23 protein-coding genes and 1 pseudogene are annotated in these 23,241 nt (G+C 40.2%); 11 read left to right on the top strand and 13 right to left on the bottom strand.

The features are described from left to right. Position 1 precedes the first annotated feature (1 nt). From H5200_RS16605 to lpxC, 4 genes are all read left to right on the top strand, one after another. Positions 2 to 781 (top strand): cell division protein FtsQ/DivIB, encoded by a 780-nt coding sequence (locus tag H5200_RS16605; protein WP_145236891.1) that lies wholly within the window; start codon positions 2 to 4, stop codon positions 779 to 781. After that, on the top strand, positions 778 to 2,010 hold the full coding sequence (gene ftsA / locus H5200_RS16610) for a cell division protein FtsA (RefSeq protein ID WP_145236894.1): 1,233 nt from the start codon (positions 778 to 780) through the stop codon (positions 2,008 to 2,010). Before H5200_RS16605 ends, ftsA begins: the two co-directional genes overlap by 4 nt. Positions 2,011 to 2,031: 21 nt before the next feature. Continuing rightward, the gene (ftsZ, locus tag H5200_RS16615) at positions 2,032 to 3,276 is read left to right on the top strand and encodes a cell division protein FtsZ (protein WP_149980617.1); all 1,245 of its coding nucleotides are present in this window, start codon (positions 2,032 to 2,034) and stop codon (positions 3,274 to 3,276) included. A 103-nt stretch (positions 3,277 to 3,379) separates the two neighbouring features. Next, on the top strand, positions 3,380 to 4,291 hold the full coding sequence (lpxC, locus tag H5200_RS16620; RefSeq protein ID WP_149980618.1) for a UDP-3-O-acyl-N-acetylglucosamine deacetylase: 912 nt from the start codon (positions 3,380 to 3,382) through the stop codon (positions 4,289 to 4,291). Positions 4,292 to 4,537: 246 nt separating this feature from the next. Here lpxC and yjjG read toward each other — a convergent pair whose 3' ends face one another. The 3 genes from yjjG to H5200_RS16635 form a co-directional block, all read right to left on the bottom strand. Beyond that, positions 4,538 to 5,212 (bottom strand): pyrimidine 5'-nucleotidase, encoded by a 675-nt coding sequence (gene yjjG, locus H5200_RS16625; protein WP_145236903.1) that lies wholly within the window; start codon positions 5,210 to 5,212, stop codon positions 4,538 to 4,540. Then, complete coding sequence (gene yjjX / locus H5200_RS16630; protein WP_182761895.1) at positions 5,212 to 5,757, bottom strand: inosine/xanthosine triphosphatase; 546 nt, start codon at positions 5,755 to 5,757, stop codon at positions 5,212 to 5,214. Before yjjX ends, yjjG begins: the two co-directional genes overlap by 1 nt. Positions 5,758 to 5,824: 67 nt before the next feature. After that, the gene (locus tag H5200_RS16635; RefSeq protein ID WP_145236910.1) at positions 5,825 to 6,724 is read right to left on the bottom strand and encodes a phosphoribulokinase; all 900 of its coding nucleotides are present in this window, start codon (positions 6,722 to 6,724) and stop codon (positions 5,825 to 5,827) included. Between the two features lie 137 nt (positions 6,725 to 6,861). Here H5200_RS16635 and H5200_RS16640 point away from each other — a divergent pair, with 137 nt between their 5' ends. Both H5200_RS16640 and H5200_RS16645 read left to right on the top strand, forming a co-directional pair. Further along, the gene (locus H5200_RS16640; protein ID WP_182739693.1) at positions 6,862 to 7,731 is read left to right on the top strand and encodes a hypothetical protein; all 870 of its coding nucleotides are present in this window, start codon (positions 6,862 to 6,864) and stop codon (positions 7,729 to 7,731) included. 77 nt (positions 7,732 to 7,808) lie between these two features. Further along, complete coding sequence (locus H5200_RS16645; protein WP_145236916.1) at positions 7,809 to 8,174, top strand: hypothetical protein; 366 nt, start codon at positions 7,809 to 7,811, stop codon at positions 8,172 to 8,174. A gap of 47 nt (positions 8,175 to 8,221) precedes the next feature. Here the strand turns inward: H5200_RS16645 and H5200_RS16650 are convergent, their stop codons facing one another. The 6 genes from H5200_RS16650 to H5200_RS16675 all read right to left on the bottom strand — a co-directional run bounded on the left by H5200_RS16650 (position 8,222) and on the right by H5200_RS16675 (position 13,599). Then, positions 8,222 to 10,792, bottom strand: a complete 2,571-nt coding sequence (locus H5200_RS16650; protein ID WP_182761897.1) for a M1 family metallopeptidase — start codon at positions 10,790 to 10,792, stop codon at positions 8,222 to 8,224. Between the two features lie 94 nt (positions 10,793 to 10,886). Continuing rightward, positions 10,887 to 11,567: a hypothetical protein gene (locus tag H5200_RS16655; protein WP_182761899.1), complete on the bottom strand. Its 681-nt coding sequence runs from the start codon at positions 11,565 to 11,567 to the stop codon at positions 10,887 to 10,889. Positions 11,568 to 11,644: 77 nt separating this feature from the next. Next, positions 11,645 to 11,995 (bottom strand): DUF2750 domain-containing protein, encoded by a 351-nt coding sequence (locus H5200_RS16660; RefSeq protein WP_145236925.1) that lies wholly within the window; start codon positions 11,993 to 11,995, stop codon positions 11,645 to 11,647. A 17-nt stretch (positions 11,996 to 12,012) separates the two neighbouring features. After that, positions 12,013 to 12,591 carry a glutathione S-transferase family protein gene (locus H5200_RS16665; protein WP_182718058.1) on the bottom strand — a complete coding sequence of 193 codons (579 nt, stop codon included), beginning with the start codon at positions 12,589 to 12,591 and terminating at the stop codon, positions 12,013 to 12,015. A 68-nt stretch (positions 12,592 to 12,659) separates the two neighbouring features. Beyond that, complete coding sequence (locus tag H5200_RS16670) at positions 12,660 to 12,941, bottom strand: peptidylprolyl isomerase (RefSeq protein WP_145236931.1); 282 nt, start codon at positions 12,939 to 12,941, stop codon at positions 12,660 to 12,662. Between the two features lie 85 nt (positions 12,942 to 13,026). Further along, positions 13,027 to 13,599 (bottom strand): glutathione peroxidase, encoded by a 573-nt coding sequence (locus H5200_RS16675; protein ID WP_145236935.1) that lies wholly within the window; start codon positions 13,597 to 13,599, stop codon positions 13,027 to 13,029. Positions 13,600 to 13,723: 124 nt separating this feature from the next. Between H5200_RS16675 and H5200_RS16680 the strand changes: the two genes are divergently transcribed. The 3 genes from H5200_RS16680 (at position 13,724) to H5200_RS16690 (ending at position 17,478) form a co-directional block, all read left to right on the top strand. Beyond that, positions 13,724 to 14,212 (top strand): GNAT family N-acetyltransferase, encoded by a 489-nt coding sequence (locus tag H5200_RS16680; protein WP_149980625.1) that lies wholly within the window; start codon positions 13,724 to 13,726, stop codon positions 14,210 to 14,212. Between the two features lie 75 nt (positions 14,213 to 14,287). Beyond that, the gene (locus H5200_RS16685) at positions 14,288 to 16,282 is read left to right on the top strand and encodes an ATP-binding protein (RefSeq protein ID WP_145236941.1); all 1,995 of its coding nucleotides are present in this window, start codon (positions 14,288 to 14,290) and stop codon (positions 16,280 to 16,282) included. Between the two features lie 65 nt (positions 16,283 to 16,347). After that, positions 16,348 to 17,478, top strand: a complete 1,131-nt coding sequence (locus tag H5200_RS16690; protein WP_145236944.1) for a PleD family two-component system response regulator — start codon at positions 16,348 to 16,350, stop codon at positions 17,476 to 17,478. 25 nt (positions 17,479 to 17,503) lie between these two features. Here H5200_RS16690 and queG read toward each other — a convergent pair whose 3' ends face one another. From queG to H5200_RS16710, 4 genes are all read right to left on the bottom strand, one after another. Then, positions 17,504 to 18,637 carry a tRNA epoxyqueuosine(34) reductase QueG gene (gene queG / locus H5200_RS16695; RefSeq protein ID WP_182718059.1) on the bottom strand — a complete coding sequence of 378 codons (1,134 nt, stop codon included), beginning with the start codon at positions 18,635 to 18,637 and terminating at the stop codon, positions 17,504 to 17,506. Between the two features lie 70 nt (positions 18,638 to 18,707). Continuing rightward, positions 18,708 to 19,925: a methyl-accepting chemotaxis protein gene (locus H5200_RS16700; protein ID WP_149980629.1), complete on the bottom strand. Its 1,218-nt coding sequence runs from the start codon at positions 19,923 to 19,925 to the stop codon at positions 18,708 to 18,710. Positions 19,926 to 20,020: 95 nt separating this feature from the next. Then, positions 20,021 to 20,719 (bottom strand): glycerophosphodiester phosphodiesterase family protein, encoded by a 699-nt coding sequence (locus H5200_RS16705; protein WP_145236954.1) that lies wholly within the window; start codon positions 20,717 to 20,719, stop codon positions 20,021 to 20,023. After that, entirely contained in the window at positions 20,716 to 21,582 is an 867-nt protein-coding gene (locus H5200_RS16710) for a DMT family transporter (RefSeq protein ID WP_149980630.1), read from the bottom strand. The genes H5200_RS16705 and H5200_RS16710 overlap by 4 nt, the downstream gene beginning before the upstream one ends. A gap of 310 nt (positions 21,583 to 21,892) precedes the next feature. On the opposite strand from H5200_RS16710, the gene H5200_RS16715 reads away from it, so the two are divergent. After that, entirely contained in the window at positions 21,893 to 22,993 is a 1,101-nt protein-coding gene (locus tag H5200_RS16715; RefSeq protein WP_182739697.1) for a sensor histidine kinase, read from the top strand. Then, a pseudogene (locus tag H5200_RS16720) lies at positions 22,993 to 23,112 on the top strand (DNA-binding response regulator); the annotation flags it as partial. The gene H5200_RS16715 and the pseudogene H5200_RS16720, both read left to right, overlap by 1 nt. Positions 23,113 to 23,241: the final 129 nt, after the last annotated feature.

Consider the following 23,241-nt stretch of genomic DNA (forward strand, 5'->3'; position numbering starts at 1 on the left):
TATGCATCCCTTTTTGGAAAAAGCGCAACAATTAAAACAGCAACTAAATTGGTCGCTAATTTTAGGTGTGAGCTTTTTTTTAATCGTGGTTTTCAGTTTGGTGCAAATCACCAGCGGCGTTAGACAGTGGTTGGTAGAAAATAAAGATGCGCAAATAAAGCATTTAGCGGTGTTGGGGAAACCTCAATACACAGATGAAAAAGCGATTATTAGCGCGATTAAAAAAGCCGACTTATCGAGTTTTTTTGATTTAGACGTGAAAAACATACAACGTTTAGTGCAAGACTTACCTTGGGTGGCTACTGCATCGGTACGTAAGCAGTGGCCAGATACATTACAAGTGTATGTGGTAGAGCATCAGGCTGTCGCAGTGTGGAACAGTGATTTATTACTTAACCAAAGCGGTGAAGTGTTTCAAGCTAGCAGTGCGAAGCTCAGTGACGAGCTGCCACAACTTTATGGCCCTGAGGGCAGTGAATTTGAAGCATGGGGAGCTTTCAAGCAGTTTGATGAAATGCTTAAGGTTAATAATTTAAAGTTAACCAGCCTGGCATTGTCAGAGCGATTTTCATGGCAGTTATGGCTCGATAACGGTATTCGCCTTAAATTAGGGCGTAAAGAAAAAGCTAAACGGGTACAACGGTTTATAGATGTTTACCCGCGGATGGAAAAACGTGCAGATGCACAAGTAGATGTAGTGGATTTACGGTATGATACCGGCCTTGCGGTGAGCTGGAAGCTCCTGGAAGAAGCGCAATTACAAAATAAGAGTAAGGCATGACTAAGTCAGCAGAAAGAAACCTAGTGATTGGATTAGACGTTGGCACCTCAAAAGTGGTGGCCACGGTTGGTGAAATCACCGCAGATAACAAACTCAGCATTGTTGGGGTTGGCAGCCAAGTGTCCCATGGTATGGATAAAGGCGGCGTAAACGACCTTAACTTGGTGTCGGAGTCTATTCGTCGTGCAATCGATGAAGCTGAACTTATGGCTGATTGCCGTATTAGCTCCGTGTATTTGGGGATCTCAGGTAAACATATTCAGTGCCAAAACGAAAGTGGTGTTGTGGCAATTAATAATACTGAAGTGACTGATGAAGACATTGAAAATGTTATTCATATTGCGCGCTCTGTGCCTATTTCAGCCGAACGTAAAATGCTGCATGCACTGCCGCAAGAATATAGTATCGATATGCAAGAAGGGATTAAAAACCCGCGTGGTATGAGTGGTGTACGAATGGAAGCCCGTGCTCACATCATAACTTGCTCAAACGATATGGCGAAAAATATTGAAAAATGTGTTGAGCGTTGTGGTCTTGAAGTTGACCAACTGATTTTCACCGCATTAGCGTCGTGTTATTCGGTATTAACCGATGACGAAAAAGAGCTCGGTGTTGCGGTACTTGATATCGGTGGCGGTACGATGGATATCACTATTTATATCAATGGTGCGTTGCGCCACTCTGCAGTTATTCCTGTAGCGGGCAACCAAGTTACTGGCGATATTGCAAAAATATTTCGTACACCGATATCCCATGCTGAATCACTCAAGGTACAATATGCCTGTGCAAGTAGCCAAATGGCCAGCAGCGAAGAAACTATTGAAGTGCCTAGTGTCGGCGGGCGACCAGCGCGGTTAATGTCGCGTCATACCTTATCTGAGGTGGTTGAGCCACGTTTTAGAGAATTATTTGAATTAGCGATGGAAGAAATACATCGTTCAGGATTAGCAGACCAAATTGCAGCAGGACTCGTCATTACTGGCGGTAGTGCTAAAATGGCTGGCGCGATGGAAGTGGCTGAAGACATTTTCCAGATGCCAGTGAGAATAGGCAAACCTATAGGGATAGTTGGTTTGACAGATTATGTAGATGACCCTTCATATGCAACGGCGGTTGGCTTATTACAATATGGCCGCACAATGCAATCGATGAATGCACAAAAATCGAAACCTGAAGGCGATAATAATTGGTGGAACCGCATAACGAAGTGGTTTCAAGGCGAGTTTTAATACTCAAGTCGGAGAGTAAACATGTTTGATATAATGGAACAACACAGCGAAGAAGCTGTTATAAAAGTAATAGGCGTGGGCGGCGGCGGCGGTAACGCTGTTGAGCACATGGTTAAGCAACAAATTGAAGGCGTGCGTTTTATTGCCGCTAATACGGATGCTCAGGCATTACGTAACTCATCAGCAGATATTACTGTGCAACTAGGTACTCAGATCACGTCTGGGCTAGGTGCGGGTGCAAACCCTGATGTAGGTCGTAAATCAGCAGAAGAAGACGCCGATACTATTCGTGCCAGCCTTGAAGGTGCTGATATGGTATTTATCGCAGCGGGTATGGGCGGTGGTACTGGCACAGGTGCTGCGCCTGTGGTTGCCAAAATTGCTAAAGAGTTAGGTATTTTAACGGTTGCTGTAGTGACACGTCCGTTTGACTTTGAAGGTAAAAAGCGCGCAGCAGCGGCTGAACAAGGTATTAACGAATTGTCAGAAATTGTAGATTCACTTATTACAATTCCTAACAATAAATTGCTTAAAGTTTTAGGTAAAGGGACTACACTGTTAGACGCATTCGCTAAAGCAAATGATGTATTATTTGGTGCCGTGCAAGGTATTGCGGAACTAATTACTCGTTCTGGTTTGATTAACGTGGATTTCGCCGACGTACGTACAGTAATGTCAGCCATGGGTACTGCGATGATGGGCACAGCGTCTGCATCGGGTCCTGATCGTGCGCAAGAAGCTGCAGAGGCTGCAATCTCAAGCCCACTACTTGAAGACGTTGATTTAACTGGCGCGAAAGGCATCCTAGTTAACATCACTGCAGGTATGGATATCGCAATTGAAGAGTTTGAAATTGTTGGTAATCACGTTAAAGCATTAGCATCTGAAAATGCGACTGTGGTGGTTGGTGCGGTTATTGACCCTGAAATGACTGATGAACTACGTGTAACTGTAGTCGCTACAGGTTTAGGCGGCGATCGTCGTCCACAGTTTGGTATTGTCGATAACGGCTTTAAAAAAGCGTCAGGTTCTGATGTTAGCAGTTCAACAAACCAAACTAGCAGTATGTATGTACCAAGCTTTGCAAGCCAAGGTAGTGGCGATGAAATGACTGCTGCTCCAGCGATTGAAAAGCATGAATCGAGCAAGACAACGCAAAGCAATAGTGGTTTATCTAAAACTAATGATAGCGGTAAAAAGTCTGATAAATCAGAAGGTGGCGATTATTTCGACATCCCTGCATTTTTAAGAAAACAAGCAGATTAAGCAAAAAGGTAATTGTTTTTGTTTAAAAAGCGAACGAATTTGGCAGCTGGTCGTATATGTGATATAATCGGCGGTCTAACTGTAACTATAAGTGAGCGAAGCTATGATTAAACAGCGTACCATTGCAGAGATAGTCAAAGCCATAGGAATTGGACTTCACAAAGGTGAGAAGGTCACTATTACTCTCCGACCTGCGAGCGCAAATACTGGGATAGTATTTCGTCGTGTCGACCTTGATCCGGTTGTTGATTTTGAAACAACACCTGAAGCCGTTGGCGATACGCAATTATGTACCTGTTTAACTAACAAAGATGGCGTTCGCTTATCTACGACTGAGCACCTTATTGCTGCGGTAGCGGCAATGGGTATCGATAATTTGATCGTTGAATTAGATAGCTCAGAAGTACCAATAATGGATGGTAGTGCATTACCATTCATTTATTTGTTACAAAAAGGCGGCATTGCAGAGCAGAATGCGGCTAAGCGCTTTATTCGTATTAAAGAAAAAGTACGTATTGAAGAAGGTGATAAATGGGCCGAGATTGAACCATATGATGGTTTTCATATCGACTTTGAAATTGCTTTCGATCATCCGGCAATCAATGAAAGCCGCCAACGTATCGGTTTAGATATTACTACGCAAAGCTTTACAGAAGAAATCAGCCGTGCACGTACTTTTGGCTTTATGAAAGACATTGAATATATGCATGCTAATAACCTAGCTTTAGGTGGCAGCATGGATAACGCCGTGGTATTGGATGAGTTTAAAGTACTTAATCCTAACGGTCTGCGTTATAGCGATGAGTTTGTTAAGCATAAGATTCTAGACTGTGTTGGTGACATGTTTATGACAGGCCACAACATTTTAGGAAAAATTACAGCTTATAAATCAGGCCATGACCTGAACAATAAGTTACTTCGTAAAATTATGGCGACTGAGTCAGCATGGGAATGGGCAACATTTGATACCCCAGTATACATGCCAGCACCAGGTTTAGAAGTAGCCACAGCTTAATCGCAAACGCTTAAAACAGTTATAAAAAATGACGCTATCTAGCGTCATTTTTTTTGTTTAAATATTGCGGTTTAGTTTTTTAATGTTATACCAATCGTGTTAAGTTACTGACCATTTATAGCGACAGATAAATGGAGTGATAACAAGGCGTAAATTTTTGTTCTACTTAAAAATTATAACGCAGTTAGCGCTTTATTTAGCTCGCTAGAATGGTTAAATATTTAAGTCGATTGGTATTAAACCTTTTTACAATCCTAACAACTGTTGTAACTGTACCAGCTCAGTCACTTGGTATGTTGGTTCAATGCCTTCTGGCAGAACTGTGTTGGGGTGCTGTAGCCAGCAGGTATCAATCCCGGCATTTTGGCCACCTAAGATATCACTGCTTGCGGTATCACCGACCATCAAGATCTGTTCTTTTGGTGGATTACCTAACAGTTCAAAAGTGTGATAAAAAATTTCTGCGGCTGGTTTTGCAATTCCCACTTGCTCAGAGATAACTAAACAATCAAACATCTCTTTTAATCCGGTATGCTCTAAGCGACGTGCTTGTAGCTGGGTAAAACCATTAGTGATAATGCCTAATTTAGCATGCGGTTTTAGTTTATTTAGCAGTTCAATAGCGCCAGGTAATGGTTCGCAGATCTCAGCCATGGCAGTTAAAAAATCATCATTAAGCTGTTGAGCTGGAACATTGAGCTTATTAGCCCACTCACTAAATCGAGTGACTTGTAGGTGAGTAGCGGAAATAGTATTGTTTTGATACTCAAGCCACAACGGTTTATTTGTTGCTTGATAATGACTGTAATCAGCGTCATTAAAATCTACGCCATAAACTGCAAACATTCTTTTTAAGCCTGCATAGGCATTAAAGCTAAATAAGGTTTCGTCGGCATCAAATAAAACATGGGTGTACTTCATTAAACTTCCTTAGAGTAAAGCGCGGGATGAAGAAAAGGCGCCATAGCGAGTGTCAGCGCTTGCGTATAGGTACTTTCTCGGGTGGCATGATGATTAGTTAATAAACCAATAGCACCGCCTTGCTGTTTGATATTGGTAGTATTAAATGCGTTATCCATTACATCGCCAAGTTCTTTGCCTTGCAATAACGCATTATACAGGCTTGGGGGTAAAGGAAGGTTACTACTACGACCGATAGCACGTTGTTGGTTATCAGCAACGACTACAAATGCAAAGGTAGCGGGGCCGTAGCTAAATTGCTCAGCACCACCTTCCATTGCAACATAAAAATCAGCTTGGTAATGCTGTTGGCAATACAAGACACGATTTTGTGCGCCTATTCGTGTTTCATCTTCACCTATTGGCTGATCAGGTACTTGTGAAGGTGCATCAGCTCCTTGACAATCAATCGTCATATTAGGGTAATAGAGAGAGAAAATACTGCGGGCAGCATTTATTTTTACCGGATTTTTGGAACCGACGAGAATGCGTAATGGCTCTGTCATGCTGATATCTCCTTTTATGATGAAGTCAGCAGTTTACATAAGCTATATATTTCAGCAAGCGTATTTCTTAAATAGGCAAATCAACGGGGGCTAATTCGGCAAGCGCACGCTTTTTAAGGATAATATCTTTGATAAGTGGGGTTAATACTAACTCCATAGCGAGTCCCATTTTTCCACCAGGGACCACTAAGGTGTTGATCCTCGACATAAAGCTGCCTTCTATCATACGTAGGTAATACGGAAAATCGACGTCATCTATGCCACGAAAACGAATAACTACAAAGCTTTCATCAAGGGACGGAATATCTTTTGCGCTAAATGGGTTTGAGGTGTCAACGGTTGGCACGCGCTGAAAGTTTATGTGAGTACGTGAGAACTGTGGCGTAATGTGATTAATGTAATCATCCATACTGCGGACAATTGAGCCCATAACAGCTTCGCGAGAGTGACCACGTTCAGAGGTGTCGCGGATTAACTTTTGGATCCACTCAAGGTTAATGATAGGCACCATACCAATTAGTAAATCAACATGCTTAGCTACATCATGATCTTCATCGACAACACCGCCATGCAGTCCTTCGTAGAATAAAATATCGGTGCTACTTTCCAGTTCTTGCCACGGAGTAAAGGTACCTGGTAGTTGATTGTATGGCACGGCTTCGTCAAAGGTATGCAAATAACGACGTAATTTACCTGCTCCAGTATCGCCATAGGTGCTGAACAAACCTTCTAGGGCTGCAAAGTCATTAGCTTCACGACCAAAGTAACTAATGTGTTTACCTTCTTGCTGCGCTTCGCGAACTTTTTTATCCATCTCAGGACGAGTATAGCGATGAAAACTGTCGCCCTCTATAAATGCGGCCTCAATATTAAGACTACGAAATATATGCTTAATAGCACTTGTCGTGGTGGTAGTACCCGCACCAGATGAACCAGTGATCGCAATAATAGGATGTTTAGCTGACATAATTTTTCTCGTTTTAAGTAGCTCTGTAGTTATAAGGCGTAGTAAGGGGGTAGGTCAAGTGACATATCAATAACAGACTTGGGAATAACTATAAAATAGCGCTATTATAAGGGCGATAAAAATAATTAGAGAATGATATGAAATTGACTTTACCTTGGCTAAGTTTTGTTGCCACCCTTGCAGTTACCCCTAATAGCGTTTTAGCTGCGATGCCAAAAAGCGAAATTTTACTTGCTAAACTTAACACAGAATATGGGTTACAAGTAAGCCGTATCACTAATAATGATGTTTATAATAATCAGCCTTTACTTACCAAAGGTGGTATTTATTTTACCCAAGAAGTGCAAAGTGAAGGGCAAAGTCAAACAGATCTAGCTTTTTATGATTTTACCAATAAGCAAGTAACTAATTTAACAAATACTGCTGTGAGTGAATACTCGCCGACTTTAACACCTAATGGTAAGGCACTGTCAGCTATCGTAGTCGAGGCGGATGGTAAGCAAAAGTTATGGCAATATCCGTTTGACGATAATGTTAAACCAAGTCGTATTTTTGAGTGGATAGAGCCAGTTGGTTATCATGCCTGGGGCGCCAAAGATGATATGGTGATGTTTATTTTAGGCGAACCACATACTTTACAATATACTCAGGTTGCTGCAGCGAAGCCAAAAGTGGTTGCTGAGCATATTGGCCGTACGTTGACATTTAACCATGCATTAGCTGCCTATACATTTAGTTATAGCAAAGCGCAGCAGCACTGGTTAGCAAGTTATGATCCGCAAGAAAATACCGTCACTGACCTCTTTCGTTTACCGCAGACGGTACAAGATTACGCATTTAAAGACGCTAATACGGTCATTTATGCGGTCGATAATCGTGTTTACCAGCGCCAGCTAAATAGCCCTGAACAGGTCTCTCTATGGCTTGATTTAACGCCTTTCTGTGACACCAATATTACCCGTATTAGCTACTTAAATGATCAACTCGCTTTTGTATGCGTTAAATAACTATAATATAAAACTTTGCAGGTTCTTGGCTGTGCTGTAGTTTACAGCTAAGAGCTTAATGAAAATCAAGGATATCCATGTCAGCTAGTCCAGAGCAAATCAACGAGCAACTTATTGCATTAGAGTGCCGTAGTAATTTTAGAATTAAGAATATCACTGAATATATGTTACCTAAGTCCAAAGAAGCAATTTATCTGCATATAGAAGGTGGCCAAGCTAAGCTTGTGCTTCGTCCTGCACTGGAAGTCTTTAGTGATGATTTTAATAAAATAGCAGGCGTTAACCGCATTAGCGGTTTTTTTCATAGTAGTGAAATGACACGGTTTCCAACGCGTATTTTTAAAAGCACGAATCCAATCCATTATGGAATTGGTTTTAAAATGACCAGCGTTGAAGGAGCAAAAGAGTTTATTTCTCAGCTAGTAAAAATTATCAATGGATAAATAACGCTGTTGATAAAAAACGGCAAGCCAATGGCTTGCCGTACAAATTAACGTTTTAAGAAACTATTAACTGAAGCTAGTTCACGTTCTTTGAGTGCAATACAATTATTTACGCTTTCTTCAAGCTTGCTTAAGGTACGGGCATAACCTGGCTCATCAGCAATTTTGCTCATAAAGAAAGTTTGCGTTTTTGCTAAGCTGCTGGCGCTACAACCTGAGGTGGTAAAGTTAGGCAGGTTAGGTACGAAGAAAGGTGGCAAGTTTGCAACTACCTTATCGTAATTCGCGTATATCCATTCAATAAACAAAGCTTCACGGACTTTCGTGTAAGCCTGTCCTGACATAATCGTACGCATGTCAGATGCAGTGACATCGTCAGTTAAGCTGTAATTTAATACCTTAGTTTGTAGCTCTGGCGTGCCAAAGTAACTCATAGCCGCTAGCATTTTTGTACGCACTTGCGGATCTTTGGTAGTTTTAAAGGTATTTATATACGCATCGAGTAGGTTTTTATCACCATGGAATGCAGCTAAGTTTAAGTAGATTGACGCAAGGTACGGATCAACTTTTTCTGGGTTATTTAAGTAAACACGGGCTTGTGCCTTGGCGGTATTGATCACACTTTGATCTTCACCATCAAAACCTAAACGTGCAACTACTTGAGTACGTAATTGCGAGATTGCAGCATCTTCATTTACTTTTGCAGTTAAACCATACTGTTTAGCTGCAGGCATGATGCTTTTACGAATAAATTCAGGCCACAGGTCTTGGTTGCTTTCATCTTCAAAGGTACGCTTTTGTGCGGCTAAATAACCCAAAGCGGTATTAGCAACGCGTGGGTGTTTGTCGCTTACAAAAACTTCTAGTGTTTGCATTAAATGTGCAGCAGAAATAACACCAGCATCTAGTAATGCATCAGCGGCAGATAATAACGCTAAACGTTCTCGTACTGTCAATGACTGTGCGGCGTTATCAATCAATGCAGCAAATTGTTTGTCATCCATCACCCAGCGGTAATAACCTAAAGCGCCTTGATCTGGATAAATCCACTCAGGTTCAAATTCAAGTTCAACAGTTTGATTGGCTTTAGTTAGTAATACATTGGCAGTTTTAACTTTATCGCCAGCACCGTATTTTATTGCAACTGGCACATTCCAAAGTTGTGCAGGAGCATCAACGCCCGCGTTAGTAAAGCGGCTTTGATTAATGGTAATCGTTTTACCTTGCTGAGTTACTTTGATCAGTGGGAATGAAGATTGTTCGATAAACGATTTTAAAACCGCTGCCACATCTTTATTTGATGCTTTACCAAGGGCTTGCCATAAGTCGGCTGCTTCGGCGTTTTTATACGAGAACTCTTTTAAATAAGCGCGAATACCCTGCTGGAAAGCCTCTTCGCCAATCCAGTTTTCAACCATAGCTAATACCGAGCTGCCTTTGCTATAAGCTAAGCCTAGGCCGTCCATAATATCGGCTTCGGTTTTGATTGGTTTACGAATTGGCTTAGTACTTAAACGAGCATCTAACGCCATAACGTTATTTTGCGGCAGGTCTAAATGTGATTCAAATTCAGGGTTAAGCTGGGCTGTGATTTTAGCAGCCATCCAGCTTGCAAACGCTTCATTTAGCCATAAGTCATTCCACCATTTCATGGTTACTAAGTTACCGTACCACTGGTGAGCAAGTTCATGAGCGATGATAGATACATTACGTTGTTTTTTATTGCGAGTCGCTGTAGCCAAATCAAGCAGCAAAATATCTTCACGGTAGGTAACTAAGCCTGCGTTTTCCATGGCACCGAATGGAAACTCAGGAACAGCGACTGAATCTAGTTTTTTATAAACATAAGGAATACCAAAGTAGCCTTCAAGCGCGGCCAATACTTTTGGCATTGCTTGCTCGGCATATTCACCTAAGTGAATTTTACCTTGTGGCGTGATCACACGGCCTGGAATTGGCATGCCTTTGACTTCACGCTCCTCAAATGGACCGACAGCCATAGCCACTAAGTATGAAGGAATTGGCGGTGTTTTATCAAAAAAGTGAGTGGTCATATCGCCATTAACGGTCGTTTTTAACTCAGGTGTATTGGCATACACTTTTTGAGAGCTAGGTGCTGTAATCGTTAATTGGAATGGAATTTTATAACTTGGTTCATCAAATACAGGGAATGCGCGGCGGGCATCGCTCATTTCAAATTGGGTAAATAAATACGGCACACCCTGATCTAAGGTTTTATACAGGCCAACACTTTGGCGATTATAGGGGGCAGTGAAGTCGACTTTAAGCGTGTATTTACCTGGTTGAATTTGCTCATCGCAGCTAAATTTTACTTTACCTGTTTTTAGCATTTCAGCACTTAAGTCACAGTTTTCTGCCCCAAGCAGTTTGGCCATTTGCGTTGCGTAAGCAACACCATTAAGCTCGATATAGTTAGTTGGCTTAAGTACTTCAAGGGCGATTTCGGTCATGCCGCTAAAGGTTTCTTGAGCTGGATCAAGCGTTAAAGATACGTGTTGAGAACTTGGTTTTGCGAGCTTTTCTAGGACAAACTCATTAGCATGAGCTGAACTTACTGCAACGGCCACACTGAGTGTGAGTAGGCTTTTAATAAACATAGATATCCCTGATATTTTCTTGTTAGAGTTTTGTGCACAGTTATCCTAACAGTTTTTAAGCAGTGAGTAATGAGCTAGTTGGTAACAAAGTTTGTCAAATGGTGTGGCGCTGATTAAAGCGGTGCCAATCAATGTGCTGGTTGATCACGCGTATTTGTTGGCAGATCTGATTAAGGGTGGTTACATCGCTAAATTCAGTCAATTCATATTCATTAAAGCCAAGCAGATAATTAAAAGCATCTTTATTGCCTGCTTGAATTGCATAAATGCGGATTTGCTGCTCAAAATTGAGCCTGAGACTGCTGACAGCGGTTTTCATACCAAGTTGATCGATATTGGGAATATCACACTTTTGTAAGTAGCCGGCACGCTCTCCTTCACCAGAGAACCAAATGCGAACTTTCTCGCTATAGCGACCTGATTTAGATGGTAAGTCAAACAATAGGCGACTGTGTCCTTGTTGTTTAACTGCTGCGATATACTCGTTTAAGCCAGCATCAAAAAGTGCTTGATGGATAGGCACAATACGGGCTTTTATTTTACCGTGGGTATGGAAATGAAAACAAAGGATCTGTTGATGTTCAACAATATCGCACAGTTGTAAATGGCCAATTTCATCACTGTAAGCTCCACTGTAATAAGCGATTAAAGGGAGCCAAAAATGCCAGTGTTTCGGCTGTTCGCGAGGTAAGCGTTGATCACCATATATATAGCCATGGTAAAGCGTATGTAATTCCATAGCGGAAAAAGGGCGGCGACCAAGATGGGACTTCAACGTAATACCCTGAAAGTAAAGATTTGCGCTAGTTTATAGCAAATAAACCAGCGCAGTAAAGCAATGTTAAATAATGCTTATTCGCTTAGTGCGCGTGCTAATCCAACCGGCTCGATTTCAACACATACTTGGTCGTCATTCCAGTTTAGGCCAACCAGTGCGTCATCTTCTTTTAGATCTTCAACCCAGTCATCTAAAAATTCATCCAAGGTGATTTGCAGTGGGCTGTAATCGGCCCATTCTTCTTTACACTGGGCTTTTGCTGTTGCTTCACTTTCCCACAATAGTAGTACATCGGTGTTTTCAAATTGGTTAGAGTCACAAACCACAAAACCGCCATCTTCAGCACCTAGCGCCCAGATTTGTTCACTTTGACGTACTTTTTCAACAAAACTAACTAGTTCTGATTCAATTTCGATATCACTCATGTGTTTACCCTTAAATGTTAATTACGTGGATCGGTTTGCTGCACTGCCTGTTGCTGAGCAAATGAATAATAGAACTTCATTAACTCGGTATGTGCCGTTAGATCCGTTAACTCGCGGAAGCAAATCCAATCAAGTAAGCAGTATAAACTGATGCACAGGTATTCACAGCTTTTAAATCCTGCATCTGCAAAATGGTTATTTAAATAGCTTAATGTTTCAGCAATGCGTTCATTTTGTAGATTAAAAAATAATTTATCATCTTGCGTATCGAATCCTGAACGCTGACAAAGTAATAGCTCAACCAGCGAATCATTGCATGCATTAATGATTGTTAGTAGGTGCTCTTGTTGCCAATTCAGACGAGTTTGACTGTGTTGTTCGAGCAAAAAGCGGATGATGTTATTTGAATCAGCCAAGGTTTGCTGCTTAGTGATTAGTACTGGAATTTTTCGGGCTGGATTATTTTGTATCATTAGCTGACGATCAGTGTCTGAAAAAATATCTAAGTTGATAAACTCAAGACTGCATTGATTTAACAGTGCCCAAATACGAATGCGGCGTACAAATGGCGAAGTTGTTGAGCCTAATAGTTGCATGTGCTTTCCTTAGGATAAAAAGAAAGCCGCAGAGGCGGCTTTCTTTTAGGTTAGTAATAAAACCAACGTTATTCTGTACGACTAGTCACTTCAAGTAAGTGGTAGCCAAACTGAGTTTGCACAGGACCTTGTACTTGATTAATCGGTGCTGAAAAAACCACTTTATCAAATTCAGGAACCATCATACCAGGACCAAACTCACCTAATGCACCGCCATCCTGACCTGAAGGGCAGTTTGAATGTGCCTTAGCTAACTCAGCAAAATCTTCGCCTTGTTCAATCTTGGTTTTTAAATCTAAGCACTGCGCTTCGCTGTCTACTAATATGTGTCTTGCACTTGCCACTGTCATAAAATCTCCCGTTTCAAGGTGGTGTTTTTTCAATCAAATCTTACGTTATTCTAGTTCAATAATAACTACTTGTACCAGTATAAAATTAAATATCTGAAATTGCTTGTTCTATTGCTTTAACTAACTTGTCTGAATCTGGCTTGGTTTTGCTATTAAAACGTTCAACCTGTTTGCGATCTGCAGATACAAGGTATTTATAAAAGTTCCAATTTGGCGAACTCGTTTGGGCATTTAAATGCTTAAATATAGCATTGGCATCACTACCTCTGACTTCGCTGGTGGCAAACATCGGGAAGGTCACACCGTAATTTACAAAACAGACTTTAGCGGTGGCTTTTTCGTCATCTTCTTCTTGGAAAAAATCATCAGAAGGAAATCCCAGTATCACTAAACCTTGATCTTGGTATTTTTGATATAGCGCTTCAAGACCTTCAAACTGTGGCGTAAAACCGCAGTTGCTTGCCGTGTTGACGATCAATAAGGGTTTATTCTTGAATTGACATAAATTAATACTCTCTTTGGAGCGAAGTTTGCGCATAGTAACATTAGTGAAATCATCACATGACGTATCCTCAACCTGCTGTTGGCTTGTTTGCTCTGGCTGTGCATAAACACTACAACTGAGTATTGCGCAGCATAATAATAATTTTTTAAACATACCGATTCCTTAACTTGTTGTGGCTGATCACCCTGGATGGCAGTCTACCGTTTATTTTGCAGTAGTGTGACTTTAACTCATACGTTACTATGCAATGAAGTGATCAACAACCGCTAAAAACAAAATGACAATACGATTAGCAAATAGTAATGATTTAGCCGCCATAGTTGCAATTTATAATGAAACAATAGCAAGTAGAATGGTTACAGCCGACACTGAACAAGTAAGCATAGCAGACAAGCAAAGTTGGTTTAATAGCCATACCGAGCAGCGCCCTATTTACGTTTATGAGCAAGACTCGAAGGTGATAGCTTGGCTTAGTTATAAATCTTTTTATGGTCGTCCAGCCTATGATGGAACGGTAGAAATCAGTATCTATATTACCGCATTTGCACAAGGCCAAGGGCTTGGCAAACGCTTACTTACTTTTGCCCAAGAGCAAGCTAAGCCATTAAATATTAAAGTGCTACTAGCATTTATATTTAGTCATAATATACCGAGTATTAAATTGTTCGAGCGCTTTGGTTATCAACAATGGGGAAAGTTACCTAATGTGGCTATTATGGACGACAATCACTACAGCTTAACTATCTTAGGTAAGCATTTAGGGTAGATATACGACTAAAAATAATCCTTTAGATGGTGTTAATGCAGAAAACTTAGACTACGCTTTTATCATGTTAAGTTGATGAAAAGCGGAGTCAAAGCTGTGCGGAAAATATTGATCGTTGATAGCAATAGTATTTTAGCGATGCGGATAAAAGTATTGCTTGAATTGATTGGCTGTGAAGTTGAATTGATCCACTTTTCAATGCTACAGGAATGTACTGCGTTTAGTTCTTATGATTTAGTGACTATTGCACATGGTGTTCCAGTGGCTACCGCAAGTTTTTTAGTAACACAGGTCAGTCAAGAGCGCTTTTTACTGCTTGCACCTAAAGTTGAAAACAGCGAACAACTATCTTTATTTAGTGAGCTTAATCGACTGGCGCCAAATGCTCTGGTGATTTATCCCTTCTTCGCGAATAAAGAGATCAGCACCTTATTAGAGAGTGTGTTAGAGCTTGGCTCCGATAGTGTTTTAGTATTACCAACGGTATTGTTGGTTGACCATATTCCGCAGCGGCTTGAAAAAATAGCAAATAGTCTATTAGGTGCTCATATTAAAACGATTACAGCTAATAGCATTAGCTCTGCGATTAGCCAAACACAAGGACATGAAATTGATCTGCTATTGAGCGATTTTAGCTTGCCTGATGGATCTGGTTTAGAAGTATTTGCCGCCCTCAAAGTATTATATCCGCAATGTCGTTGTTTACTATTTACCTCAAAACCAAATCAAGTGTCGATGATTGAAGCTATTCGCCAAGGGGTGGAAGACGTACTAGTTAAACCAATTAATGAAAATATGTTACTGCAATCGGTGCATAAACTTTGGCAAACGGAGTTATTAAAACGTCATAACACGGAGTTAGTTGAACGCCTACAAGATACCGTTGATGCACTTATTGAAAAAGATAGCTTGTTACGTGTCATTTATAAGCACACACCTGATGCGATTATGTTATTTGAGCGCAATGGTGAAGTGATTGAAGCAAACGATGCTTGCTCTAAACTATTTCGATTATCGGCAAAAGCACTGAAAAGCAGCTCAGTATTTACTTTATTGGATGCAACGTCTGTTGAGCAAATCAAAGAAAAAATAGCGACGTTAAATAAAAATCGTCAATTTAGTTGTGACGTGTATCTGCCAATGGAGGGCGAAGATGCCATTCCATTAGTTGGTTCATTCAATGAGATAGATCATCATGGTGATATTGCACTTGCGGTTATTTTTAAAAACGTTACTCACCTTAAGCTCAAAGAGGAGCTATTACTCGAAGCAAAAGATATGCTTGAAGAGCAAGTACGTGCCCGAACATCACAGCTTGAAGACGCTAAAAATATCGCTGAGGCAGCAAATCACAGTAAATCAGAGTTTCTTGCTAACATGTCCCATGAATTACGCACTCCAATGCATTCAATATTAAGTTTTGCCCGCTTTGGTTTAGATAAACTCGGCAGAGGTGATATTTCAGTTGAAAAGCTACAGAAATATTTATCTCGTATTGAGTGTAGTGGCGAGCGGCTGCTCTCATTACTTAATAATTTACTCGACTTATCTAAACTCGATGTTGGTAAATTCCCTTTTAATCCTCGCCCACACAATCTTAATAATATTATTAAAACCAGTATTGATGATGTGTCAGGTACTGCTATGGAAAAAGATATTGAAGTGAAGTACTTACCACAAAAACCGCCTCTTATAATTGACTGTGATGAAGAGCAAGTAAATCAATTATTACGCAATATCCTCGGCAATGCGTTGAAGTTTAGTGATCCGCATAGCTGTATTGAAGTCGTTTTAATTAAGCAGCAAGAGCAGGCAATTATTGAAGTGATTGATAGTGGTATAGGGATCCCCGATGATGAGCTTGAACATGTGTTCTCAAAATTTGTACAAAGTAGTAAAACCAATAATGGTGCTGGCGGAACGGGGCTTGGCTTAGCTCTGTGTCGTGAATTTGTATCATTACATAAAGGTGTTATTTCTGCTCATAACAACAGCTCAGGAGGCACGACGATTCGTATAGCTCTGCCATTAGAAATAAAAATTTCTGCTACTCAAGAAGAAATTACTTAGCTTGACTGGTAAGAGTTTTTTTTATGACTAAACTATTAATATGAATTATGAAATGGATGATAATTATGCCTTTAACGAGAATATTAGCTGTTGATGACGAGCCTTTTAATTTAGAAATTATAGAAGAGATATTGTTGGATCTTGATTTTGAATTAAAGATGGTTAGCAGTGGTCCTGAGTGCCTCAGCACAGTGGAAGAGTTTGCGCCGCAAGTAATCTTACTCGACGTGAGTATGCCACAAATGAATGGTTATGAAGTATGTAGAAAACTAAAGGCCAATCCCAGAACTGCAAATATTATCGTGATGTTCGTATCAGCCAGAGGCACTGTCGAAGAGCGGATGGAAGGGTATGCAGTCGGTGCAGAAGATTATATTGTTAAGCCATTTGGACAGGACGAACTTAAATCGAAACTGAAAATTCTTAACCAAGTACTGATTGAAAAAGAATCGTTAGAACAGCAAGTTGAAGAAGCCACATCCACTGCATTTAATGCCATGGCTAACAGTAGTGAAATGGGGCAAATAGTTAATTATATTGAGAGCATTGGTATGATTAACAATACTAAAGCGCTGGGTGAAGCCTTAGTTCATTGTTTAAGATCGTTTGATTTACAAAGTAATGTTGAGTTTAGAGCTAATATTGATGCTCCTGACCACTTTGCCCTAAATGGAACGTGTTCGCCGATTGTAATTGAATTGTTTGATATGCTCAAAAATAAGGGGCGGCTACATGAATTTTCCCATCGTATCTTAGTTAATTATGAATTAATTAGTTTATTGATTTTAAATATGCCAGATCACGATCCTGATAAGCATGGCCGGATCCGAGATCATGTGTGCTTTATTGTCAGTGTCACGGAGCAACAGCTACGCGCAATCATGACCCGTGAAGCTTTACAGTCGCAGCAAACAAAGCTAAATGATGCAATTACTATGGTTAATAGCAAGTTTCATGGCTTAATTGAGCTGTTAAATGAAAACCGTCAGAGTAATGAAGCGGTGTTCAAGCGTTTACAAGAAGAGTTAGAAGAGCGGATCCCATCAATGGGGCTAGACGAAGATCAAGAAGTGTTTATTTATCAGAAGGTAGATCAAGCAATTCAAAAATCAGTTGCCCGTGAAGAGTCTGTACAGGGGGTGAAAGCAGCTTTTCATGAAATTGAGCAAGACCTGTCTATCTTATTGAAAAAGTAACAGTAAATAATCAAGGGGTGTGAAGCTACGCATCTCTTGGTAAGCCCTTTTCTACGATACGTATCAAACGGGCGGTTTTTCTTAGCAACTTATCTTGTTTTGAGTGTTGTTGCTTAAGCGCCCACTCTATATGTTCTTTTACCAACTCGGTTGATTGATCATAGCTGGCACTGAGCGCGTCAACGATCGATTGGCTAAATTGCGCATTACCTAAACCTACAGCAATATTTCGTAGCCAGCGCTGATGACCAATTCGACGGATCGGACTGCCTTCGGTATTTTTTAAAAAGGTGGCTTCATCCCAACTAAATAAATCAAGTAAATCTTTATCTTTTAGTTGTGTTCGTGGGTGAAAGTCGGCTTCATCGGTAATTTGCCCGTAGCGGTTCCATGGGCAAACTAATTGGCAATCATCACAGCCGTAAACGCGATTACCTAATAGTGAGCGATATTGCTCAGGGATTGGTCCTTGCAGCTCAATAGTAAGATAAGAAATACACTTGCGTGCATCCACCACGTAAGGCTCTACAATTGCGCCGGTAGGGCATAAAGTAATGCAGGCAACGCACTTTCCACATCCCTCAAACTCATTGGGCTTATCAATTGGTAAAGGGATATCAACAAATAACTCACCCAAAAAGAACCAAGAACCGGCTTCTTTATTGATTAGCAAGCTGTGTTTTCCACGCCAGCCTAAACCTGCTTTTTCAGCAAGTTGACGTTCTAATACTGGTGCTGAATCAACAAATGGCCGATAACCTAATTGAGCGATTTGCAGCTCAATTTTTTGACCTAATTTTTTTAATCGATTACGCATCAGTTTATGATAATCACGCCCTAACGCATAACGACTAATATACGCTTTATCGGTATTTTTGAGGGTTTTAGCAAAGCTTGCATCAGGGGGCAGGTAATTCATTTTTACAGATATAACCCGCACAGTACCTGGGACTAGCTCCGCAGGGCGAGCGCGTTTCATACCATGAGCGGCCATATATTCCATATCGCCGTGATAGCCTAAATCAAGCCAGCGCTGTAATTGTGCTTCGTGTTTGCTTAGATCAATGTCAGTGATGCCAACTTCAGCAAAGCCAAGTTCTTTACCCCACTGTTTTATATCAAGGGCTAACTGCGTGTGATCGGATATTGAGCTACTCACATGGGTACATCATTAAGAAAAAATAACGACGCAATTTAACATATTTACAGCACAGTTAAAACGCTTGCGCTTAGACAAAACGCTTTAACTGCTGCAGAGTTTGCTCACTTAGTTGTTGTGATAATTGACAATCACCTAGCGCTACATCAATTTGTGCTTTTGCTTGGCTGCCTAACGCAACGATTTGTTCAACTGATTGATGAGTTTGATTTTGTGTCTGTTCGAGTAAGTGCACAGCGCTTACAATTTGCTGTAATTGTTGTTGATTGTGTTCAAATTCAACAAGCCGATCGGTAAATCCATGGGATGTATTACTAATAGTTGTTTCTGCATTATGCGAATAACTGACAAGTTGCTCAGATTCTTTATTTGTTTGATTTACTAAAGAATCCATTTGGTTGATGAAATCGCTGATCTGGCGAGTTGCATCACTTACTTTAACCGATAAAGTTCTTACTTCATCTGCTACAACCGCAAAACCACGACCTGCTTCACCCGCACGAGCGGCTTCTATTGCAGCATTGAGCGCCAACAAATTAGTTTGATCTGAAAACTCTTCAACCATTTTCAGGATGCTACGAATATTCTCGCTGTTTTGTTTTAAGCCAGAAATCGTTTCTGAAAAACTGCTCAATACATGACTAATCGATTTAACTTGAGTGACTAGTTTTGTGAGTTCTTGTGCTGAGTGTGTCACAAAGTTTAAATGCTCGGCGTTTACTTGATGAACATCATCGGTATTGGTAACGATACTTTGCAGACTATCAGTTATTTGATTACTGGCTGCGGTTATTGTTTGGCTAAAATCAATTTGTTGTTCGCTTAGCTGCGCCGTATGTTGCATTGACTCAGTCACTTGATTATTACTTTGTGCGCTGGCCTGCGAACTTTGGTAAGTGGTAGCGAGCAATTGGCTTAGATGATCAGTAAAGGTATTGTACTGTTGGCTGATCTCACGAAATTCATCATAGGTAAAGTGGGGGAGTTTAGCTGCTAAGTTTGCATCTTGGCGGTTAATTTTTATTAATGTATCGCGCATTGCCGTAACTGGGCGCACGATCAGAAAGCGCATGTAAAAGAGTGTAAAGGCAAAGCCGGCAATAATAATCACCGTGAGTAACCAAAATAGGCTAGTGTCTGCGTCTTGCGTAGTTAGACTTTTATATAACCAAATCAAAGTAATAGCTTGGAAAATAAATACAAAGCTAAGGTTGCCAACAATCTTTCGGGTTAAAGTAAAAAAGAAGCTTTGTTCTATAAAATTATAAATACGCATATACCCACTCATCAATTGCCCGCTCGGCTGTTGTATTGTTTTACTCAGTATCGTTCAAATTCACTTTAATTCAAGAATATAGGATGAACGGCAGCTATTTTTGATAACTACAGTGAGTTTAAAATCATTTTCGTGTTGCATGGATAATTAGTAAAAATTCCGTCGACACCAAAACTCAGCATTAACTCAATATCTTCTTGTTTATCAACCGTGTACGCATAAACTTGTAAGCCGCGTTGTTTGGCATCCGCGACAAACTCATGGTTAATAAAGTTTTTATCAACATGAATACTAAACGCCTGTAAGCGCTGGGCAAATTCGGCATAGTTGATAGGAATGGAGCCCGTTAACGCGCCAATTTTTAGCCAAGGTAGTTTCTGTTTAAGCCACATTAATTGATGATGATCAAATGAAGAGACTAACAGCATATCCTGAGATAGTTTGTTATTAACGATATTTAACTCAATCAGCTCAACAAATTTATCCAACGAGAAAGTGTGTTTTAACTCAAGGTTTAAGAGCACTTTATTGGCTGTCCAATCAATAGTTTGCTGTAGGGTTGGGACAAATTCGCCATTGCCGGCATCAAAACATTGAATTTGCTCTCGGGTAAGTTTATTTATTTTGCCGCGGCCGCTGGTGGTGCGATCTAGCCAAGTATCATGGATGATCATGTAATCATCCAAACAGCTTTGTACATCGACTTCAATACCATCGACTTCAATTTCGACTGCTGCGGTTATCGCACTCTGGGTATTTTCTGGATAAGTGCCACTGGCGCCCCGATGAGCAAAAACTTTTATCATAATGTGTGTTTCCGAGTAACTGACCATGTTTCGTAAAATGCTGCACTAATCACTAAAGCACCGCCAAGCAGGGTCTGTAGTGAAGGTTGTTCATGCAACAGCAAAAAAGCTAAAAATGTGCCATATAAAGGCTGTAAACAAGAAATAAGTCCCGCTGTTGATGCTGATAAATACTGTAAACTTGCCGCAAATAAAGAGTGCGGAGTTGCAGTAAAAATTACGCCAGCGACGAGCAATAACCCTAGATCTTGGTTCGATATATTAATCACTGGTACTTCAATAAAAGCACATAATAACAAGCTAGCCACTAATGTTTGATAAAACATAGTTTGTGGCCCACCGTAGTGGCTAAAGTATCGCTTATGAACAATATTTCTAAACGCGAAAAAAAATGCTGAAATAACACCGGTTACCACGCCTAAGGTGACATCATTACCCATATCTGCATTTGGTGTCAGTAAATAGATCCCTGTTATTACTACACTTGCGCTGAGCAAATCGTTTACTTTGGGCTTACTACCATTAAAGAATGGTTCAATAAATACGGTGATCACAGGGTAAGTAAAAAATGCAATCATGCCAACCGCAATCCCAGCCATTTGCATACCAGCAAAGTAGGTGACCCAATGTATACCTACAGCAGCCCCTAACAACAAAGCAATTAAGTAATCTTTAGCACCGCTGAGTTTAATTGCTTTTTTTTGCCATAACAGCAATATCATAATAGCCAGACCCGCGATGGCTGCGCGGTACACGGTGATATCTAATGCGTTGAGATTTATTAATTTGGCAAATAGTGCTGTGCCACCAAAAAGTAATACCGCAATATGTAAATAAATTAAACTTTGTTGTTGGGGTTGCATGTAAATTCGCTCTGCTATTTTTTACTATCTTATCACTGCTCATAATAAGGTGAAATTTTTAAAACATGACAAATGTCAGCAAAGTTGATGACATTTTACACTCTTATTTTTTTTAGCGGCTGGCATAGTTATCACATTCAACTGGAGGTAATTATGAATGCTTTAATTTTAATCAGTTTATATATCAGCGATTTTTTTGAAATATATAGTTTTAGTATTACTTACGCCGGTTACTTTATGCTGTTATGTGTTTTTGTGTTATTTAGTAAAAACAAAATTATAAATAAAACGATACACTTGGGGTATTAGTATGAGTTCACTTGACACGGTTGCTGAGCAAATCGATAAAGGGTTTTGGAAGTATGGACATTTAATTTTTACTGGCTTTTATTTGTTGCCAATTATGATTAACTTTGCAAATTTAACCGCAAACAACATTTTTATGTCCTTAGCTTTATATATTGCTTTTATTATGCTCTATGTAAAAGCAATAAATTGCCAAGATACCGATACTACTAAGTTAGTTATTGCTATGTTGTTAGTTTGTTTTAGTGCTACTTTTTATACCTCAGGCACACCGACATTATTTGGTTTCGTTGCCTATATTGTCGGTTATGCATATAGTAAACTGCAACGAATTTTTTCAGCGTTAGTGGTCATTTTAACTGTTCTATTAAGTGCATATATTGGCGATATTGCAAAAGTAGAATACTTTCTCGCTATATCTTTAATTTTATGTGCGGCCTTATTTAGCTACGGTATAGCTGCAAAAAGAGAGCAGCAATATAAAATCCGCGAGCAAGAAAACGCCACGCAATTAGAGCAATTAGCAGCAATTGCTGAACGCGAGCGTATTGCTCGCGATTTACATGATATTTTAGGTCACTCTCTTTCATCAATTGCTTTAAAAGCAGAGCTTGCTAATAAATTAAATCAAGGTGAGCGTTACACACAAGCAAATACTGAAATTGCCCAAGTTGCAGAGCTTGCAAGGCAGCTATTGAGTGATGTGAGAAGTGCTGTCAGTGATTTAAAACAGCTCAATCTTGCGAGTCAAATTTCCCAATTGAAACAAAGGCTAACCGAACAAGGTTTTGAGGCGGATTTTAACGTCAAGTTAAATGTGTTACCTGCAAAAGTAGAAGGTATCGCAAGTCTTATTATTAAGGAAGCTGTTACTAACTTACTACGCCATAGCAGCACCAAGAAATGCATCGTTAGCATAGCGCAAAATCAGCAGCAGTTAATAATCAATGTGATTGATCATGCACCATGTAGCTCAATAAAACCTGGAAATGGCTTAAATGGCATTAAAGAACGAGCAGAGCAGCTAGATGGTAAGGCTACATTTACCTGTGAGGATAACTTTAGTTTAAATGTAATGCTGCCTTTAACAGCGAAGGGGTTCTAATGATCAAGGTGTATTTAGTAGAAGATCAGGGGCTTGTGCGCGACGCAATCGCAGCATTATTAAGTCTAGATTTTAATATTGAGGTAATTGGTCAAGCAAGTAACGGGCAAGATGCATTAACAGCCTAAGGGATCCCCAAAAATAATTATTAAGTTTCAATTACATCACTCACATCCATATTTTTCCAATCGATTTGCACTACTACCTGTACGAAATAGGCTAGTCCTTCCAAATAATCTCGCCGTCGC

The organism is Pseudoalteromonas sp. SG43-7 (assembly GCF_014164295.1).
Taxonomy (GTDB): Bacteria; Pseudomonadota; Gammaproteobacteria; order Enterobacterales; family Alteromonadaceae; genus Pseudoalteromonas; species Pseudoalteromonas rhizosphaerae.

Coding starts and splice junctions, on each gene's coding strand:
- H5200_RS16605 (WP_145236891.1), top strand. CDS start 2: ATGCATCCCTTTTTGGAAAAAGCGCAACAATTAAAACAGCAACTAAAT.
- ftsA (WP_145236894.1), top strand. CDS start 778: ATGACTAAGTCAGCAGAAAGAAACCTAGTGATTGGATTAGACGTTGGC.
- ftsZ (WP_149980617.1), top strand. CDS start 2,032: ATGTTTGATATAATGGAACAACACAGCGAAGAAGCTGTTATAAAAGTA.
- lpxC (WP_149980618.1), top strand. CDS start 3,380: ATGATTAAACAGCGTACCATTGCAGAGATAGTCAAAGCCATAGGAATT.
- yjjG (WP_145236903.1), bottom strand. CDS start 5,212: ATGAAGTACACCCATGTTTTATTTGATGCCGACGAAACCTTATTTAGC.
- yjjX (WP_182761895.1), bottom strand. CDS start 5,757: ATGACAGAGCCATTACGCATTCTCGTCGGTTCCAAAAATCCGGTAAAA.
- H5200_RS16635 (WP_145236910.1), bottom strand. CDS start 6,724: ATGTCAGCTAAACATCCTATTATTGCGATCACTGGTTCATCTGGTGCG.
- H5200_RS16640 (WP_182739693.1), top strand. CDS start 6,862: ATGAAATTGACTTTACCTTGGCTAAGTTTTGTTGCCACCCTTGCAGTT.
- H5200_RS16645 (WP_145236916.1), top strand. CDS start 7,809: ATGTCAGCTAGTCCAGAGCAAATCAACGAGCAACTTATTGCATTAGAG.
- H5200_RS16650 (WP_182761897.1), bottom strand. CDS start 10,792: ATGTTTATTAAAAGCCTACTCACACTCAGTGTGGCCGTTGCAGTAAGT.
- H5200_RS16660 (WP_145236925.1), bottom strand. CDS start 11,995: ATGAGTGATATCGAAATTGAATCAGAACTAGTTAGTTTTGTTGAAAAA.
- H5200_RS16665 (WP_182718058.1), bottom strand. CDS start 12,591: ATGCAACTATTAGGCTCAACAACTTCGCCATTTGTACGCCGCATTCGT.
- H5200_RS16670 (WP_145236931.1), bottom strand. CDS start 12,941: ATGACAGTGGCAAGTGCAAGACACATATTAGTAGACAGCGAAGCGCAG.
- H5200_RS16675 (WP_145236935.1), bottom strand. CDS start 13,599: ATGTTTAAAAAATTATTATTATGCTGCGCAATACTCAGTTGTAGTGTT.
- H5200_RS16680 (WP_149980625.1), top strand. CDS start 13,724: ATGACAATACGATTAGCAAATAGTAATGATTTAGCCGCCATAGTTGCA.
- H5200_RS16685 (WP_145236941.1), top strand. CDS start 14,288: ATGAAAAGCGGAGTCAAAGCTGTGCGGAAAATATTGATCGTTGATAGC.
- H5200_RS16690 (WP_145236944.1), top strand. CDS start 16,348: ATGCCTTTAACGAGAATATTAGCTGTTGATGACGAGCCTTTTAATTTA.
- H5200_RS16700 (WP_149980629.1), bottom strand. CDS start 19,925: ATGAGTGGGTATATGCGTATTTATAATTTTATAGAACAAAGCTTCTTT.
- H5200_RS16705 (WP_145236954.1), bottom strand. CDS start 20,719: ATGATAAAAGTTTTTGCTCATCGGGGCGCCAGTGGCACTTATCCAGAA.
- H5200_RS16710 (WP_149980630.1), bottom strand. CDS start 21,582: ATGCAACCCCAACAACAAAGTTTAATTTATTTACATATTGCGGTATTA.
- H5200_RS16715 (WP_182739697.1), top strand. CDS start 21,893: ATGAGTTCACTTGACACGGTTGCTGAGCAAATCGATAAAGGGTTTTGG.